Source organism: Variovorax raffinosi, assembly GCF_051216615.1.
GTDB lineage: Bacteria > Pseudomonadota > Gammaproteobacteria > Burkholderiales > Burkholderiaceae_C > Variovorax.
In genome coordinates, this window is record NZ_JBPJZR010000012.1 from 193,628 (window position 1) to 210,385 (window position 16,758).

General features: G+C 66.2%; 14 protein-coding genes. 2 read left to right on the forward strand and 12 right to left on the reverse strand.

Going from position 1 to position 16,758, the window contains the following annotated elements; all coding sequences use genetic code 11:
* The first annotated feature begins 37 nt into the window (after positions 1-37).
* Positions 38-1,132, forward strand: coding sequence for a PA0069 family radical SAM protein (locus ACSFB7_RS29675; protein ID WP_435475911.1), 1,095 nt, complete (start codon positions 38-40; stop codon positions 1,130-1,132).
* A gap of 31 nt (positions 1,133-1,163) precedes the next feature.
* On the opposite strand, the gene ACSFB7_RS29680 is transcribed toward ACSFB7_RS29675, so the two are convergent.
* Genes ACSFB7_RS29680 through ACSFB7_RS29710 form a run of 7 tightly spaced genes read right to left on the reverse strand, consistent with a single transcriptional unit; the run spans position 1,164 to position 7,184 of the window.
* A complete protein-coding gene (locus tag ACSFB7_RS29680; protein WP_435475912.1) occupies positions 1,164-2,150 on the reverse strand; it encodes a Bug family tripartite tricarboxylate transporter substrate binding protein in 987 nt (328 codons plus the stop codon).
* Between the two features lie 8 nt (positions 2,151-2,158).
* Positions 2,159-2,911, reverse strand: a complete 753-nt coding sequence (locus ACSFB7_RS29685; RefSeq protein ID WP_435475969.1) for an amino acid ABC transporter ATP-binding protein — start codon at positions 2,909-2,911, stop codon at positions 2,159-2,161.
* Positions 2,912-2,913: 2 nt separating this feature from the next.
* On the reverse strand, positions 2,914-3,666 hold the full coding sequence (locus tag ACSFB7_RS29690) for an amino acid ABC transporter permease (RefSeq protein WP_435475970.1): 753 nt from the start codon (positions 3,664-3,666) through the stop codon (positions 2,914-2,916).
* A gap of 12 nt (positions 3,667-3,678) precedes the next feature.
* Positions 3,679-4,377 carry an amino acid ABC transporter permease gene (locus tag ACSFB7_RS29695; RefSeq protein WP_435475913.1) on the reverse strand — a complete coding sequence of 233 codons (699 nt, stop codon included), beginning with the start codon at positions 4,375-4,377 and terminating at the stop codon, positions 3,679-3,681.
* Positions 4,378-4,404: 27 nt separating this feature from the next.
* Positions 4,405-5,223, reverse strand: a complete 819-nt coding sequence (locus ACSFB7_RS29700) for an ABC transporter substrate-binding protein (protein WP_435475914.1) — start codon at positions 5,221-5,223, stop codon at positions 4,405-4,407.
* 38 nt (positions 5,224-5,261) lie between these two features.
* Entirely contained in the window at positions 5,262-6,458 is a 1,197-nt protein-coding gene (locus ACSFB7_RS29705) for a pyridoxal phosphate-dependent aminotransferase (protein ID WP_435475971.1), read from the reverse strand.
* Between the two features lie 60 nt (positions 6,459-6,518).
* On the reverse strand, positions 6,519-7,184 hold the full coding sequence (locus ACSFB7_RS29710) for an RraA family protein (protein WP_435475915.1): 666 nt from the start codon (positions 7,182-7,184) through the stop codon (positions 6,519-6,521).
* Between the two features lie 125 nt (positions 7,185-7,309).
* On the opposite strand from ACSFB7_RS29710, the gene ACSFB7_RS29715 reads away from it, so the two are divergent.
* Entirely contained in the window at positions 7,310-8,215 is a 906-nt protein-coding gene (locus ACSFB7_RS29715; protein WP_435475972.1) for a LysR family transcriptional regulator, read from the forward strand.
* 27 nt (positions 8,216-8,242) lie between these two features.
* Here ACSFB7_RS29715 and ACSFB7_RS29720 read toward each other — a convergent pair whose 3' ends face one another.
* From ACSFB7_RS29720 to gnd, 5 genes are all read right to left on the reverse strand, one after another.
* Positions 8,243-9,733 (reverse strand): efflux transporter outer membrane subunit, encoded by a 1,491-nt coding sequence (locus tag ACSFB7_RS29720; RefSeq protein WP_435475916.1) that lies wholly within the window; start codon positions 9,731-9,733, stop codon positions 8,243-8,245.
* A complete protein-coding gene (locus ACSFB7_RS29725; protein ID WP_435475917.1) occupies positions 9,730-10,989 on the reverse strand; it encodes an efflux RND transporter periplasmic adaptor subunit in 1,260 nt (419 codons plus the stop codon). The genes ACSFB7_RS29720 and ACSFB7_RS29725 overlap by 4 nt, the downstream gene beginning before the upstream one ends.
* Positions 10,990-10,993: 4 nt before the next feature.
* Positions 10,994-14,215: an efflux RND transporter permease subunit gene (locus tag ACSFB7_RS29730; protein ID WP_435475973.1), complete on the reverse strand. Its 3,222-nt coding sequence runs from the start codon at positions 14,213-14,215 to the stop codon at positions 10,994-10,996.
* Positions 14,216-14,684: 469 nt separating this feature from the next.
* The gene (locus ACSFB7_RS29735; protein ID WP_435475918.1) at positions 14,685-15,233 is read right to left on the reverse strand and encodes a GNAT family N-acetyltransferase; all 549 of its coding nucleotides are present in this window, start codon (positions 15,231-15,233) and stop codon (positions 14,685-14,687) included.
* A gap of 7 nt (positions 15,234-15,240) precedes the next feature.
* Positions 15,241-16,662 carry a decarboxylating NADP(+)-dependent phosphogluconate dehydrogenase gene (gene gnd, locus ACSFB7_RS29740; protein ID WP_394476242.1) on the reverse strand — a complete coding sequence of 474 codons (1,422 nt, stop codon included), beginning with the start codon at positions 16,660-16,662 and terminating at the stop codon, positions 15,241-15,243.
* Positions 16,663-16,758: the final 96 nt, after the last annotated feature.

The window sequence follows — 16,758 nt, forward strand, 5'->3', positions numbered from 1 at the left end:
TATGAATAAACAGTAAATTCCATCCAAAGGATTTGCCATGCCCGCTGCCCAGGTTCCCATTCACATCATCAAGGGCCGTGGTGCGGCCACTCGGCTGGCGCACCGTTTCTCGAAGGACGAGCGCAATGCCTTCGACGACGGCTGGGGCACGCTCGAAGAAGGCGTGGCCGAAGCCGAAGAGCTGATGCCGATTGCGACCGAAGTGCGCTTCGAGGACGTGAAGTCGGTGCTCACCGAGAACGACTCGCCCGACATCTACTTCGACCGCGCGCTCAACCCTTATCGCGGTTGCGAACACGGTTGCATCTACTGCTTTGCGCGCCCCACGCACAGTTACCTGAACCTCTCGCCCGGGCTCGACTTCGAGACCAAGCTGATCGCCAAGCGCAACATCGTCGAGGTGCTGCGCGCCGAACTCGGGCGCAAGAACTATCGGCCGAGCCAGATCGCCATCGGCACTGCCACCGACTGCTACCAGCCCATCGAGCGCGAACTGCGGCTCACGCGCTCGGTCGTCGAGCTGCTGAAAGAAGTGCGGCATCCCTTTGCGTTGGTCACCAAGTCGAGCGCGATCGAGCGCGACCTCGACCTGATCGCGCCGATGGCGGCCGAGCATCTGGCCGCCGTGTACATCACGATCACCACGCTCGACGGCGAGCTGGCCCGCAAGCTGGAGCCGCGCGCGGCCGCGCCGCATCGGCGACTGCGCACCATCCGCACGCTGGCCGAGGCCGGCGTGCCGGTGGGCGTGAGCGTGGCGCCGCAGATTCCCTTCGTCACCGAAGACATGGAGCATGTGCTCGAAGCGGCGTGGGAGGCCGGCGCGCGCCGTGCCTTCTACACGGTGGTGCGGCTGCCGTGGGAAGTGGCGCCGCTGTTCAAGGAGTGGCTGGCGCTGCACTACCCGCAGCGCGCGGACCGCATCATGGCGCGCATCCACGAGATGCGCGGCGGCAAGGACTACGACGCCGACTTCGCCACGCGCATGAAGGGCAGCGGCCTGTGGGCCGACCTGATCCACCAGCGCTTCCAGAAGGCGACGAATCGCCTGGGCTTCAACCGCGAGCGAATTCCGCTCGACCTCACCGCGTTCCGACCACCTGGCGCTGTGGGGCAGGGCAACCTGTTTTGACGCTCGCAGGCCGCCGGTCGCGCGCGCAAGCTCACTCCATCGTGGCGCCCGAGTTGCGAACCAGTTCCGCAGCCTCGGGCATCTGTTTTCTGACGAACAGCCAGTATTCGTCGATCGACAGCGGCCTGGCCGCAAGCGCGCCCTGGTCGGCGAACTGCTTCTGGATCTCCCGGCTCTCGATGGTCTTGATCAGCGCGGCGTTCAGCGTGTTCAGCGCGGGGCGCGGCGTGTTGGCGGGCGCGACGAGCCCGTACCAGCTGTCTGTGTAGAAGCCTGCCACTCCCGCTTCCTCGAAGGTGGGTACGTCGGGCAGGGCAGGCAGACGCTGCCGGGCCGCCACGGCCAGTGCACGCAGCTTTCCCGAATGAACGAAAGGCGTCGCTCCGGTGGTGATGATCATGTCCACACGGCCCGCGATCAGTTCGACCATCGCCGGGGCGGTGCCCTTGAACGGTATGTGCGTCATATCGGCGCCGGTGAGCTTCCTGAACATGGCGGCGGCCATGTGCTGCGAAGAGCCGACGCCGGCCGAGCCGTAGTTCAGCTTGCCCGGGTTCGCCCGCGCGAACTGGACGAGGTCGCGCACCGTGTGGAACGCAGACGCCGCGGGCACCAGCAAAGTCCCGGGCGACGTGCTGATCATGCCGACGGGAGCGAAGTCTTCCATGGGGCTGTAGCCGAGCTTCGGGTACAGCGCCGAGTTCCACCCGTGCGATGCAACCGTGGCGAGCATGAGGGTGTAGCCATCGGGCCTGGCCCTCGCGGCGAACTCGGAGCCGATGTTTCCGCCCGCACCCGGCCGGTTGTCCACGATGAACTGCTGACCGAGCAGCACCGACATCCGCGCGGCGATCGGCCTGGCCACGTTGTCCGCCGGGCCGCCGGCCGGCCATCCCACGACCAGGGTGATGGGGCGCGTGGGGTAGCCGGTCTGTGCGCGGACGCTCGCATGCGCTGCGCCGAGGCTGGCAAGGGCCACGCAGACCTGCCTGCGATTGAATCCGGAGGTGGTTTTCATGTTGTCTCCTAATGCGAACGCAGGTCCGCCAGAAATTTGCGTGCGCGCTCGGTGCCAGGGTTGGAGAAGAAGCTCGTCGGTGTGCCGGTCTCCAGCAGGCAACCCTGGTCCATGAACCAGACCCGGTCTGCCACCTCGCGCGCGAAGTTCATCTCGTGCGTCACGCACATCATCGTCATGCCGTCGCGTGCCAGCGACTTCATCACCTGTAGCACCTCGCCGACCATCTCGGGGTCGAGCGCGCTCGTCGGCTCATCGAAGAGGATGGCCGGCGGATCCATCGCAAGGGCCCGGGCGATGGCCACGCGTTGCTGCTGGCCGCCCGACAACTGGCCCGGGAATGCGTCCGCCTTGAAGGCCAGGCCCACGCGCTCGAGCAATTCGAGTGCGCGAGCCCTGGCCTGTGCGCGCTTCTGCTTGCGAACGTTCACGGGGCCCAACATGATGTTCTGGGCCACCGACAGATGCGGAAACAGGTTGAAGCTCTGGAACACGAAGCCCACGTGGCTGCGAAACCTGTTGATGTCGAGCGACGGCGCATTCACGTCCTGGCCGTCGAAACGGATGGTGCCGCCCTGTATGGTCTCCAGGCGGTTCACGGTGCGTATCAGCGTCGATTTGCCGGAGCCCGAAGGGCCGCAGACCACGACGACTTCGCCCTTGCGAACCTCCGCGCTGATGTCGTTCAGTGCGCGGTAGTCGCCATACCACTTGTTCACGAGATCGAAGGCGATGAGGGCGGGAGTGGGGTTCGAAGACATGTTCATGCGGCTTGCTCGGGTGCGATGGGCCCGGCGGCAGCGGGCGCGAGACCCGTCGCCTGCCGGAGGGTGCCTTCGCGCCGTGTGGCAATGCGGCGCTCCAGGAAGCGTGCCAGCCGCGTCAGCGAGAAGCACAGGCAGAAGTAGACGGCCGCAAGAATGAAGTACACCTGAAACGGCTGCGTCATGAGCGAGCTGTTGATCTGGTTGGCCGAGAACGTCACTTCGTTCACGCTGATCACGTAGCCCAGCGAGGTCTCCTTGATGGTGGAGACGAACTGGCTGACCAGCGCCGGCACCATGTTGTAGAGCGCCTGCGGCAGCACGACCTTCGTCATCGTCTGGATGTAGCTCAGCCCCACGGCGCGCGCCGCTTCGGTCTGCCCGCGCGGCAGTCCCTCGATGCCGGCGCGCACGATCTCCGCCAGGTAGGCCGCCTGGTAGATCACCAGCGTGATCACCATGGTCGTGAAGCCGCTCACCATGCGCCCGGTCAGCACGGGCACGAAGAAATAGACCCAGAAGATGAACATGAGCAGCGGCACGCCGCGCACCACGTAGATCACCGCCATGGCAGGCATGCGCAGCCAGCCGAAGGGGCTGATGCGTGCCAGCGCAATCGCAACGCCGAGGGGAAAAGCCAGCAGCAGGCCCAGCGCGGAGAGAACCAGCGTGATCGCCAGCCCGCCCAGCGGCCCGTTCGGGTACTGGCCGACCAGCAGCAGGACGCCGTACTCGCGCAGGATGGAGAAGATGCTGTCCACGGCTTATCTCGCGCTGATGCGGTAGCGGCTTTCCAGCCGGGCGCCCGCCGTCATGATCAGCAGGGACACGCCCAGGTAGATCACCGTCGACAGCAGATACACCTCCACCGTCTTGAACGACTGGCTCTCGATTTCCCGCGTGGCATAGGTCAGTTCCGCAACACCGATGGTCATGGCCAGGCTGGTGTTCTTGAACAGCAGCACCGTGTGGCTCACCAGGGTAGGCAGCGCGATGCGCAGCGCCTGCGGCAACACCACCAGGCGCGACGCCTGCAGGTAGGACAGGCCGATGGCACGCGCCGCTTCCAGCTGCGACTTGGGAATCGACCGGATGCCGGCGCGCAGCCCTTCGGAGACATAGGCCGCCATGCACAGGCCGATGGCGATCAGGGCCAGCAGGAACTCGCTGTCGTGGGCATTGAGCCATTGCTGCGCCGCGTGCGGCAGCAGCGCCGGCATGCCGAAGTACCAGAGGAAGACCTGCACCAGCATCGGCACGTTCTGGTGGTACTCGACATAGCTCGCGACGAAGGCCTTTGCCAAGCGGTTGTCCGCCATGCGTATCACGGCCAGCGCCGTGCCGAGGATGAGGGCGAACAGCCACGCGGCCAGCGTGAGCTCGAACATCGTGAGCACGCCATGCCATATCCATTGCGGATATTCGCCGCGCGTCAGTACCGAAAAGTCGATCTTGCTACCCACGTCGTGCGCCTCGTTGCATTGCCGTGCTCAACCCTTGATCGGCTCGATCCTGAAGGCGCGCTGCATCTTGTAGGAGGTTCCCGCGCCCAGCCACCGGTTGAAGATCTGCTGCGCCTCGCCGGACTTTTCCATCGCCTGCAGCGTGGTGTTCACATGCTTGATGAGGCCCGCTTCTTCCTTTCGCATGCCGATGCCCCAGGGCTCCAGCACCAGGGAGGGTTCGAGCACGACGATGGGCACGGTGCTCTCGGATTGCTGGCGAAACTTCGCGAGATTGAGTTCGGAGGCGGCCAGGCCCTCGACCTTGCCTTGCTGCATTGCGAGGAAGGCGCTGGGTGGGTCCTGGAAAGTGATGGTCGCAGCACCCGGAATCACCTTGCGCACCAGCATCTCGGAGCTGGAGCCCTTGACCGCACTGACGCGTTTGCCCGCCAGGTCCTTGAGGGCCGTGAAGCCGCTGTCCTTGCGCGCGGCAACCTTCTGCTCGCTTGCGAAGTACTGGTCGCTGAAGGCAATCTGCTCGGCACGCTCGGCGCTCCATCCCAGGTTGGCAATCACGGCGTCGACGCGGCCTTGCTGCAGCTCGGGGATGCGCGCAGCCACCGAGATGAGCTTCAGCTCCAGCTTGACACCCAGCGACGTGGCCAGCGCCTTGCAGAAGTCCACGTCGTAGCCCTCCACTTCGCGCGTCTGGGCATTGGAAAAGCTGAACGGCTCGGCCGTCCCGAGGGTGCCGCAGGTGAACACACCCTTGGCCTTGATGTCGGCGAGCTGGTCCGCGCAGGCCAGGTTGGCCAGCAATGCCAGGCAGGCGCCGGCGATACGGGTCGATGCGCTCTTGTTCATGGAACTACTCCGAAAAAGTTGTACGGAACGATGAAACGTCAGGACAGTTCGCGCAATGCGGCTTGCAGCAATTGCCCGCCCTGGTCGATCACGTCGACCCCCGTGGCGAAGGACATGCGCAAGTGGTTGGGCATGCCGTAGGAGGTGCCGTCGATCGCGGCCACGCCGGCGTGCTCCAGCAGGTAGTGCACGACGTCGATGTCGGAAGAAAGAACGTTTCCCGCGGGCGTGGTCCGCCCGATCAATCCGGCCACGCTGGGGAACACATAGAACGCACCGTCCGGCGGGGCGCACTCGAATCCCGGCAGCGCCTGCAGCATCCGCACCATGCGGTCTCTGCGCTGCCCGAACAGGGCCGCGGCCTCGGCCACGCTTTGCTGCGGCCCGTCGAGCGCAACCACGGCGGCCGCCTGGCTCACGGAACTGGGGCACGAGGTGCTCTGGGAGAGCAGCATGGTGATGGCCCTGATCAGCGCCGCCGGCCCCGCGCCGTAGCCGATGCGCCAGCCCGTCATGGCATAGGCCTTGGAGACGCCGTTGATTACCAGGGTGCGCTCGGCCAACTCGGGCGTCACGTTCAATGGAGAAAGGTGCTCGGCGCCGTCATAGACGAAGTGCTCGTAGATCTCGTCGGTCATCAGCCAGACCTGCGGATGCCGCTTCAGCACCTCGCCGAGCGCGGCCAGTTCGGCGCGGGTGTAGACCGCGCCTGTGGGGTTGTTGGGCGTGTTGAGCACCAGCCACCGCGTGCGGGACGTGATGGCCGCCTCGAGGGCCGGGGGCGTCAGCTTGAAGCCCTCGCCGGCCAGGCTCGGCACCACGACCGGTGTGCCGCCATGCAGCGCCACCATGTCCGGATAGGACACCCAGTACGGCGCGGGCACGATCACTTCGTCGCCTTCGTTCAGCGTGGCGGCGAAGGCGTTGTAGATGATGTGCTTCGCACCGTTGCCCACCGCGATGTTCTCGGGCCTGTACGACAGTGCGTTCTCGCGCTGCAGCTTGTCGGCGATGGCCTGCCGCAGGGCCGGCGTGCCGTTGGAGGCCGTGTAGCGGGTGTGTCCGGCCATGAGGGCGGCCACCGCGCCTTCGACGATGTGGCGCGGCGTCGGGAAGTCGGGTTCGCCGATGGTGAAGTCGACGATGCGGCGGCCGGCCGCGCGCATGGCGTCGACGCGTGTCTTCGCCGCCATGCTGGGCGAGGGTTTGACGCCGCCGAGGCGTTGGGCCAACAGGATGCTCACTGAGTTGTCTCCAGGCAAGTCGATGGGAATGAGGCCGTGCGCTTCACGGGTTCAGAGGCCGTGCGGCGCAAAGGCCTTGGTGAGCCAGGACTGCCCGGCCTTTCCGTTCGCGATCTCGGCCTTGATGGCGGCCTCGAACCGGGCGGTCTGCTCGATGGCGTCGAGCAGCCGTGGTGCCTCGGAGAGCGGAAAGCTCACGATGCCGTCGTCGTCGCCGACCACGATGTCGCCGGGCTGCACGATCTGCCCACCCACGCAGACGGGCACGTTGACCGCGCCGGGTCCGTTCTTGTAGGGCCCGCGATGAATGGCGGCACGCGCATAGCAGGGAAAGTCGGCCTCGCGAAAGGCCGCCGAATCGCGAATCGCACCGTCGATGACGATGCCGGTGCAGCCGCGCTGCTGTGCATAAAGCATGATGAGTTCGCCCACCAGTGCGTTGGTGGTGTCGCCACCGCCGTCGACCACCAGCACATGGCCGGCAGAGGCATCCATCAGCGCCTTGTAGATCAGCAGGTTGTCGCCGGGACGGGTCTTGACCGTGATCGCCGTTCCCACCAGCTTGCGCTGCCGGTGGAATCGCTGCAGGCCGACGATGCCGCTCAGCCGCTGCAGGTTGTCGCTGATGTGCGGGGTGGCCACTTCCCGGAAGGCGGCCAGCACCTCCTGCGGTGCGACGGCCGGCGTCGGGTGAACTGCAAAACTGGAAGCAACCATGACAAAACGCCTCAACATCCATTCGATGACGCGATTGTGAAAGTTGCCTAAAATTTCAAAAAGCGAAAAATTCCGGAGGAATCGGTGGAGAAAAAGGAAACCAACAAGGGTTTTTCCTGACCATGATGACGTTCAAGCAATTGGAGGCCCTCTATTGGGTCGTGCAGCTCGGAGGCTTCTCCCAGGCTGCACAGAAGCTCCACACCTCCACATCCGCCGTCTCCAAGCGCGTGCATGAACTGGAAGCCGGCTTCGACCTGGAACTGTTCGACCGGTCCCAGCGCACGGCCCGCCTGACGGAAAAGGGCGAAGAGATGTTCGTGCTGGCCAGGAAGCTGCTCGAACACAGGGACGCCGCCATCGACCAGATCGGCAAGCCGGAAGTCATCGAGCGCCGCGTGCGTATCGGCGTGACCGAGTTCACCGCGATGACGTGGTTGCACAGGCTGGTCGAGGCCATCCAGCGCTACTACCCCAAGGTCACGATCGAGCCCGACGTGGACGCGAGCGGCAACCTGCGGGAAAAGCTGCTGGCGGACGAGCTCGACCTGGTGCTGGTGCCGGATGTGTTCGCACAAGCGCATCTGCCGAGCCATGTGGTCGGCGAGTTCTCCAGCGTGTGGATGTGCAAGCCGGGCTTCGTCGAGCCGGGCAAGATCTTCAGGCTGCACGAGCTGGCGTCGCGCCGGCTGCTGCTTCAGGGAAGCAAGTCGGGCGCCGGCATGGCGCACAACAGCTGGATGAAGTCGCAGGGCGTGCAGCCGTCCGACGTGATCATCGTCAACAACCTCGTGGCGATGATGGGGCTCACTGCCTCGGGCCTGGGCATCGGCTGCATGCCGGAGAAGTGCCTTGCGCCCATGGTGGCCAGGGGCGCGCTGATGGTCGTGCCGTGCACGCCGGCGCCGCCGGTCATGAAGTACGTCGCCATGTACAAGGGTGACCAGCGCAGCACGCTGATCTCGTCGATCGTCATGCTCTCCCAGGAGTGCTGCGACTTCACGCGGATGTTCGAGATATCTTCCTCATGATCCCCGTGGCGGTTGATCCGGACTGGTTCAACCCGCCTTTGCAGTCCGGTCGGTCGCGGCGGAGGGGCAGGATGTGGAGAGCTTTGCGGCTGCACCAGCCGCGCCCGTGCCGCACCAGTCGCCGCCGAGCGCCTTCACGAGAAACACCGAGGTCAGCAGGCGTTGCCCCTGCAGTTGCGCGGCCTGTCGCTCCACCGTCAGCAATGACTGCTGCGCGGTGATCACGTCGAGATACGTCGAGGCACCGCCTTCGTAGCGGCTGGTCGCCATGTCGAGCACACGGCGCGCAGCAGCCACGGCCGACTGAGCCTGCGTATTGGCACTGTCGAGCGCCGACAGCCCCGTGATGCCGTCCTCCACTTCCTGCATCGCCGTCAGCACCGTGCGGCGGTAGTTGCCCACGGTGACGTCGTAGCCGGCCTTCGCAAAGTCGACGTTCGCGCGCACGCGGCCGCCGTCGAACAGCACCTGCGTGGCCGACACGCCGACCGACCACAGCAGGCTGGGGCCGTTGAACAGGCTCTCGATCAGCCGGCTGTCCACGCCGACGGTCGGCGAGATCATGAAGCTCGGATAGAAGGCCGCGGTGGCCACGCCGATCTGCGCATTGGCGGCGGCCATCGCGCGCTCGGCGGCGGCCACGTCGGGCCGGCGCTGCAGGATCTCGGAAGGCACGCCCAGCGGCACCGCCGGCGGCCTGATCTCGCGCAGATCGACCGCCAGCGCGAAGCTCGGCGCCGGCGTGCCGGTGAGGGTGGCGAGCGCATGCTCGTACTGCGCGCGCTGCTTCTTCAGCACATCGACCTGCGTCAGCGTGGTTTCGAGCAGCGCCTGCTGTTGCGCCACATCGAGCCCCGACACGGCGCCCAGGTCATGGCGCGCGGTGACCAGTTCCAGCGCGCGGCGCTGCAGGCCGATGGAGCGCGCGACCACGTCGAGTTCGATGTCGGTCGAGCGCAGGTTGAAGTAGTTGCTGGCGACATCGGCGCCCAGCAGCAGGCGCGTGTTTTCCAGGTCGGCCGCCGATTGCTCGGCCGACGCCGTCGCGCCTTCGACCGTGCGCTGCACGCGCCCGGCCAGGTCCACCTCGTAGCTCGCGTTGAGCGACAGCGCAAAGTCGTTCTGCACGGTCGACGAGTTGGCGGTTGCATAGCTGGTCAGCGGCCGGTTGGCGGAAATCTTGAGCCGCGAGGCGCGTGTGCCAAGGCCAAGCTGCGGGTACTGGCTGGCCGCACTGCCCGCGAGCGTGGCGCGTGCCTGCGCCAGCCGCGCATTGGCGATCGCCAGCGTGGGGCTGCCGGCCAGCGCCTGCTCTTGCAGCGTGTCGAGCTGTGTATCGCCGAAGCGCTTCCACCAGGGGCCCTTGTCGGCGCTGTCGTTCGGCGCGCTCACGCGCCAGGGTTCTTCCAGCTTCCAGCTGACGGGCAGCGGGGTGGCCGGCGTCTTGTAGTCGGGGCCGACCGCGCAGCCTGCCGCGAGTAGGGCGGCGAGCGCCGTGGCGAGCAGGCGCGGTGTCACGCGGGGGCCTTGGGCGTGGGCGCCTTCGGGGCAGCCGCCGGTGCGGGCGCTTCGGGTGCGACCGCCACCACGTCGCCTTCGGCCAGCGAGTCGGAGGGGTTCAGCACCATGCGGTCCTTGCCGTCGAGCCCATCGATCACCTCGACGTTCTCGCCATAGTTGCGGCCAAGCGTCACGGCGCGCAGGCCGACGCGGCCCTGCGCATCGACCACCGCGATGCGCGTGCCCTCGGCACGGAACAGCAGCGCATTCGATGGCACCGTGAGCGAGCGGCTCGCCGCCAGCGGCAGCGACACCTGCACATAGGCACCCGGCAGCAGCGCGCCGTCGCTGTTGGGTAATGAGACCTCGACCTGCATCATCCGCGTGGTCGTGTCGATCGATCCGGCGGTGCGCGCCACCTGGCCCTTGAAGTTCTGGCCGCGCAGTTCGGCCTGCGTCACGACCACCGGCTGGCCCGGCTTGACGAGTTGCGCGTAAGCCTGCGGCACGTTGATGTACACGCGCAGCGGATCGGTCTGCGCCAGCAGGAACAGCGCCCGCCCGGCACCACCGCCCGCGCCCGCATCGATCAGGTCGCCCACGTCGACATTGCGCCGCGTGATGACGCCCGCAAACGGTGCGACCACGCGCTTGAAGCCTTCGGTCTGCTTGAGCCGCTGCACATTGGCATCGGCCGCCGCCACGTTCGAGGTGGCTTGCGCGACGGCGCTGCGGCGCTCGTCGAGGTCTTGCTGCGAGACCACGTCCTTCTTGCGCAGCGCTTCCCAGCGCTCGGCCGTGCTCTGCGCGAGCTGCAGTCCCGATGCGGCCTGCGCGCGTGCGGCCACGGCCTGCGAAAGCTGCTGGTCGATTTCCGGCGTCTCGATCTCGGCCAGCAGCTCGCCCTTTTCGACGCGGCTGCCGATGTCCTTGGTCCAGCGCTTGAGGTAGCCGCTGGCGCGCGCCGAGATCGGCGACTGCACGAAGCCTTGCAGCGTGCCCGGCAGCGCAAGCGTCTGGCCGGCGGTGGGCGTGCGGGGCAGGGCGGTCTGCACATATTGCTTGGCGCGCTCGGCGGTGCCGGTTTCGAGTGCGCGCGCGTTGGCGATGCGCACGACCACCGTGCGCGCCGCGCCCAGCGCCAGCAGCACGAGGACGATCAGCACCAGCCAGCGCGTGCGCCGCACGATCTGCCGGCGGCGCAGCAACTCGCCTTCGCCTTCTTCTACAGCGATGGGGTGGATGGCCAATGCCGAGTGGCGTTGCTCCGTCATGGAATCAGTTCTCCTGGGGCGTTGCGCCCGCTGGCGGTTGGGGAGGCTGCGAGGCTTCGCGTGCCGCCCGGCGATGCGCAAGCCGACTGTGCACCCCCGCGAACACGGCGGGCACGAAAAACAATGTCGACACCGTGGCGAAGATCAGCCCGCCGATCACGGCGCGGCCCAGCGGCGCGTTCTGCTCGGCGCCTTCGCCCAGGCCCAGTGCCATCGGGATCATGCCGATGATCATGGCCAGCGCCGTCATCAGCACTGGGCGGATGCGGGTGGCGCCGGCTTCCAGCGCGGCCGACAGCGGCGGAATGCCCGCCTGCAGCCGTTCGCGCGCGAACGACACCAGCAGGATCGAATTGGCCGTGGCCACGCCCATGGTCATGATCGCGCCCGTGAGCGCGGGCACGCTCAGCGTGGTGCCGGTGATGAAGAGCATCCACGCGATGCCCGCCAACGCGGCCGGCAGGGCGGTGATGATGATGGCCGCGTCCAGCCACGACTGGAAGGTGACCACGATCAGCAGGTACACCAGCACGATCGCCATCGCCAGGCCCACGCCCAGGCCGATGAACGACGACTGCATGGTCTGCACCTGCCCGCGAATCTCGACCCGGCTGCCGCGCGAGAGCGTGGGGCGCATCTCGTCGACCAGCTTCTGCACCTTCGATGCCACGCTGGCCAGGTCGGTGCCCTGCACGCTCACGTACACGTCGATCACCGGCGCGATGTTGTAGCGCGACATCACGGCCGGCTGCCGGTCGGCCTGCGTGCTCACGAGGTTGCCCAGCAATTGCTGCGAGCCGGCCCCGCCCGCGCCGATGCCCGCGCCCACCGGAATGTTGAGCAGCGAGTCGAGCGAATCGACGGTGTACTGCGGCGTCTGCACCGCGATGCTGTAGACCACGCCGTTCGCCGGGTTCAGCCAGAAGGCGGGCGCCGTCTGCGAGCTGCCCGACAGCGCAATGAGCACGTTCTGCCCCACGTTGGCGGCGGTCAGGCCGTACTGCTGAAGCCGCGTGCGGTCCATCTGCAGGCTCAGCGAGGGGCCGTCCAGCCGCTGGTGCACGTGGGCATCGACCGCGCCGGGAATCTGCCGGATCGCCTTGGTCAGTTCGGCCGCGCGCAGCGCGTTGCCGGCCATGTCGTTGCCGCTGAACTGCACGTCGATGGCCGCGGGCAGGCCGAAGTTCAGGATCTGCGTGACGATGTCCGCGGGCTGGAAGAAGAACTCGATGCCCGGAAAGCGCTTGGGCAACTCGGCCCGCAGCAGCGACACATGCTGCTCGGTCGGCTTGTGGCCTTCTTTGAGCGACAGCAGCAGCTCGCCGTCGAAGGTGCCGATGGTGCCGGCATTGCTGTACGACAGGTTGATGCCGCTGTTGGGCACGCCCAGGTTGTCCAGGATGGTCTCGAGCTGATCGGGCGGCACCAGCTCGCGGATGGCGGCCTCGACCTGGTCGGTCAGGCGCGCGGTTTCCTCGATGCGGGTGCCGGTGGGCGCGCGCAGGTGCAGGCGGATCTGGCCGGCATCGACAGTCGGGAAGAAGTCGCGGCCCAGCGCCGGGTAGAGCAGGCAAGACAGCAGGCAGAAGCCGAGGAACAGGCCGATGAAGCCGGCGCGCTTGGACAGCACCGCCGACAGCACCAGCGTGTAGGCGCGGCGCACGCGCTCGAAGCGGCGATCGAAGGCGCGGTACAGGCGCTGCAGCGCGCTCTGCTTCGCGCCTTCGGCCGGTGCGTGTTCGCCGTGCGAGCCGCCCATCAGCAGCATCACCAGCGTCGGCACCAGCGTACGAGAGAGCAGGTAAGAAGCCAGCATGGCGAACACCACAGCCTCGGCCAGCGGCACGAACAGAAAGCGCGCCACGCCCGAGAGAAAGAACATCGGCACGAACACGATGCAGATGCACAGCGTGGAGACAAAAGCCGCCGAGCCGATCTCGCCCGCGCCGACCTCGATGGCCTCCTTCAGCGGCGTGCCCATGTGCAGGTGCCGCTCGATGTTCTCGATGGTCACGATCGCCTGGTCGACCAATATGCCCACCGACAGCGCCAGCCCGCCCAAGGTCATGAGGTTGAGCGTTTCGCCCAGCGAATACAGCACCAGGATCGAGGCCAGGATCGACAGCGGAATCGTCAGCCCGATGATGAGCGTGCTGCGCCAGTTGCCCAGGAACAGCAGCACCATCGCCGCCGTGAGCGCGGCGGCCAGGATGGCTTCGAACACCACGCCCTTCACCGCCGCCTTCACGAACACCGACTGGTCGAACAGCGGCGTGATCTTGATGTCTTCCGGCATCGTCTGCGCCGCGATGGGCAGCATGGCGCGGATGTTCGACACGATGTCCAGCGTGGACGCGCCGCCGTTCTTCAGCACCGACAGCAGCACGCCGCGCACGCCGTCCTGGCGCACCACGTTGGTCTGCGGCGAGAAGCCGTCGCGCACGTAGGCCACGTCGCGCAGGTAGGTGGTGGCGCCGTTCACGGTGCGCACCGGCAGGTCGTTCAGGCCCGCGATGGCGTCGGGCGAGCCGTTCATCTTCACGTTGTATTCGGTGGCGCCGAACTTGGCGGTGCCCGAGGGAAGAATCAGGTTTTGCGTGTTCACCGCGTTCACCACGTCGGCCGGCGAAAGGCCGCGCGCCTGCAGCGCCTGGGTGTCGAGGTCGACCGAAATCAGCCGGTTCTTGCCGCCGTACGGAAACGGAATGGCCGCACCCGGCACCGTGATGAGCTGCGGCCGAAGCTGGTTGACGGTGGAATCGAACAGCGAATTTTCAGAGCGCGTGGGGCTGGACAGCGCCAGTTGGATCACCGGCACGCTGGAGGCCGAATACTTGATGACCAGCGGCGGCGTGATGCCCGGCGGCAGTTGCCGTACCTGCGCCTGCATCGAGGCCACCACTTGCGAGATGGCCATTTCGATGTTGGCGGTCGGCTGGAAGAACACCTTGATGATCGACACGCCCGCCAGCGACTGCGATTCGATGTGCTCGATGTCGCTCACGGTCGTGGTCAGTCCGCGTTCGACCTGGCCGGAGATGCGCTGCCCCATTTCCTGCGCCGGCAGGCCGGTGTAGCTCCAGATGACGCTGACCACCGGGATGTTGATTTCCGGAAAGATGTCGGTGGCCATGCGCGCCAGGACAAATGGCGTGGCCAGCACGATCAGCATCGCCATGACGATGAATGTGTACGGGCGACGCAATGCGAGCTGGACCATGGACAGGGCTCTCTGCTTCCGACGGAAAAAGGTTTCGCATCATAAGGAAGTAGATTTAAGTTTGCTGGTGCTGCTTTTTAGGGCGTGGCGCTTTACCAAAAGAGTGCATGTGGACAGCGTTGGGCTGGTAGTGGTGGGGGTGTCGGGGCGCCTTCGGGTTCGGGTGCGGGTTCGGGTGCGGGTTCGGGTTCATTCGGGGCGAGTGCGAATGACACCAGGAGCTCCCCTCCGCGAATGTCCCCCGCTTCGCTCCTCCTTTATTTCGCTGCGGGGAGCACCTGGTGTCATTCGCACATGGACACGCTCTGCGTTTGCGGCCGATCAACGACTGCTCTGAGCGCTCACGTCGATACGGGGCTCTTTTTCGCGAAATAAAGGAGGAGCGAAGCGGGGGACATTCGCGAAAAAGAGCACCGTGTCGGCGTGAGTGCCGCCCTGAACAGCAGCGCCAGTTTCCAGCGACTGACAGCGCAACTCAGCGTTCGCCCAATGCCAGTAGCAGCCGAGTGACGTTCGGATTACCCGGATCGCGTTGCAACTTGAAGCCCAGTTTGCGTGCCAGCGCCAACATGCCCATGTTGTCGTAGAGCGTGATGTCCGACAGTTGCTTCACGCCAGCCTCGGCGGCTGCATCGATCAGCTTGCGCATGAGCTTGGCTGCGACGCCGTGGTGCTGCCACGCGTCGGCGATCACGACCGCGAACTCGGCCGTGGCCGCGGTTTCGGGTGTGTCGCCGCGTACATAGCGAACCACGCCCATCTGCTGCTCGGTGCCATCGACTTCGGTGGTCGCGATGAGCGCCAGTTCTCGGTCGTAGTCGATGTGGGTCATGCGCCAGAGTTCGTCGGGCTGCGGCTTGCGCGGCGACAGCAGGCGATGGAAACCCGTTTCGTTCGACAGCCCCGCCACGAAGGCGGAGTGCATGTCGAAGTCTTCTGCGCGGATCGGACGGATGCGCACCGACGTGCCGTCGCTCAGTTGCCAGTCCTCGACCAGATGGCTGGGATAGTCGAGGGTCGGCATGGCGGCATCAGCCGATGACTTCGGGCCAGTCCGTGTGGAAGAACTGGCCTTCGGGCTTGTCGATGCGCTCGTACGTATGGGCGCCGAAGAAGTCGCGCTGCGCCTGCAGCAGGTTGGCCGGCAGGCGCTCCGTGCGGTAGCTGTCGTAGTAGGCCAGCGACGCGCTGAAGGCCGGCACCGGAATGCCGTTGCTCACCGCCAGCGCCACCACTTCGCGCCAGCTTTGCTGCGTGCGGTTGAGCAGGTCCTTGAAGAACGGATCGAGCATCAGGTTGCCCAGCGCCGGATCGGTGCGGAAGGCGTCGGTGATGCGGTTCAAAAAGCGCGCGCGGATGATGCAGCCGCCGCGCCAGATCGACGCGATGCCGCCCAGGTCGAGCTTCCAGTCCTTCTTGTCGCCCATCGTCTTGATGAGGTCGAAGCCCTGCGTGTAGCTGATGACCTTGGAGGCATAGAGCGCGTCGTGCACCTTGGCCACCAGCGCCTTCTTCTCCAGCGACAGTTCGATCTTCGGCCCCTGCAGCAGCTTGCTGGCCACCACGCGCTGCTTCTTCTGCGACGACAGCACGCGCGCCTCGACGGCGGCGTTGATGGTGCTGATGACCACCGCGTTCTCGGCCGCGTTGATCAGCGTCCACTGGCCCGTGCCCTTCTGGCCGGCCTTGTCGAGGATCAGGTCGACGATCGGCTTGCCCGTTTCCGGGTCTTTCTGCTCCAGCGCCTTGGCGGTGATCTGGATCAGGTAGCTCTGCAGTTCGCCGTCGTTCCATTCGTTGAAGATCGCGGCCATTTCGTCGGTGCTGAAGCCGGCCGCCTTGAACAGGCTGTAGGCCTCGCAGATGAGCTGCATGTCGCCGTACTCGATGCCGTTGTGCACCATCTTCACGTAGTGGCCCGCGCCGCCGGGGCCGATGTGAATGACGCAGGGCTCGCCGTCGACCTTGGCCGCGATGCTCTCGAAGATGGGCTTCATCACTTCCCAGGTGGACAGCGGGCCGCCCGGCATGATCGACGGGCCCTTGCGCGCGCCTTCCTCGCCGCCCGAGACGCCCGCGCCGATGAAGCGCAGGCCCTTGCTCGACAGGTAGGCGTCGCGGCGCTCGGTGTCGGTGTAGAGGCTGTTGCCGCCGTCGATGACGATGTCGTCCTTGTCGAGCAGCGGGATGAGCTGCTCGATCACCTGGTCGACCGGTGCGCCGGCCTTGACCATGATCTGGATCTTGCGGGGCTTGGCCAGGCTTTGAACGAACTCTTCGAGCGTCTTGGCGCCGACCAGCTTCTTGCCGGGGTTGGCGGCCACGAAGGCCTCGGTGGTGGCTTCGGTGCGGTTGTACACGCTGACCTGGAAGCCGCGGCTTTCCACGTTCAGCACGAGGTTTTGGCCCATCACGGCCAGGCCGATCAGTCCGAAATCGCTTTTGTTGCTCATGGCCCTACTTTCGTGTGCGGTTGGAGACGGTTGGAGATGGCGGTCATTGTGCCGGGGGGCGTCTGGGGGCGGCGTCGGAGAGCGTCTATACCCGCT

Coding starts and splice junctions, on each gene's coding strand:
- ACSFB7_RS29675 (WP_435475911.1), top strand. CDS start 38: ATGCCCGCTGCCCAGGTTCCCATTCACATCATCAAGGGCCGTGGTGCG.
- ACSFB7_RS29680 (WP_435475912.1), bottom strand. CDS start 2,150: ATGAAAACCACCTCCGGATTCAATCGCAGGCAGGTCTGCGTGGCCCTT.
- ACSFB7_RS29685 (WP_435475969.1), bottom strand. CDS start 2,911: ATGTCTTCGAACCCCACTCCCGCCCTCATCGCCTTCGATCTCGTGAAC.
- ACSFB7_RS29700 (WP_435475914.1), bottom strand. CDS start 5,223: ATGAACAAGAGCGCATCGACCCGTATCGCCGGCGCCTGCCTGGCATTG.
- ACSFB7_RS29710 (WP_435475915.1), bottom strand. CDS start 7,184: ATGGTTGCTTCCAGTTTTGCAGTTCACCCGACGCCGGCCGTCGCACCG.
- ACSFB7_RS29715 (WP_435475972.1), top strand. CDS start 7,310: ATGACGTTCAAGCAATTGGAGGCCCTCTATTGGGTCGTGCAGCTCGGA.
- ACSFB7_RS29725 (WP_435475917.1), bottom strand. CDS start 10,989: ATGACGGAGCAACGCCACTCGGCATTGGCCATCCACCCCATCGCTGTA.
- ACSFB7_RS29735 (WP_435475918.1), bottom strand. CDS start 15,233: ATGCCGACCCTCGACTATCCCAGCCATCTGGTCGAGGACTGGCAACTG.
- gnd (WP_394476242.1), bottom strand. CDS start 16,662: ATGAGCAACAAAAGCGATTTCGGACTGATCGGCCTGGCCGTGATGGGC.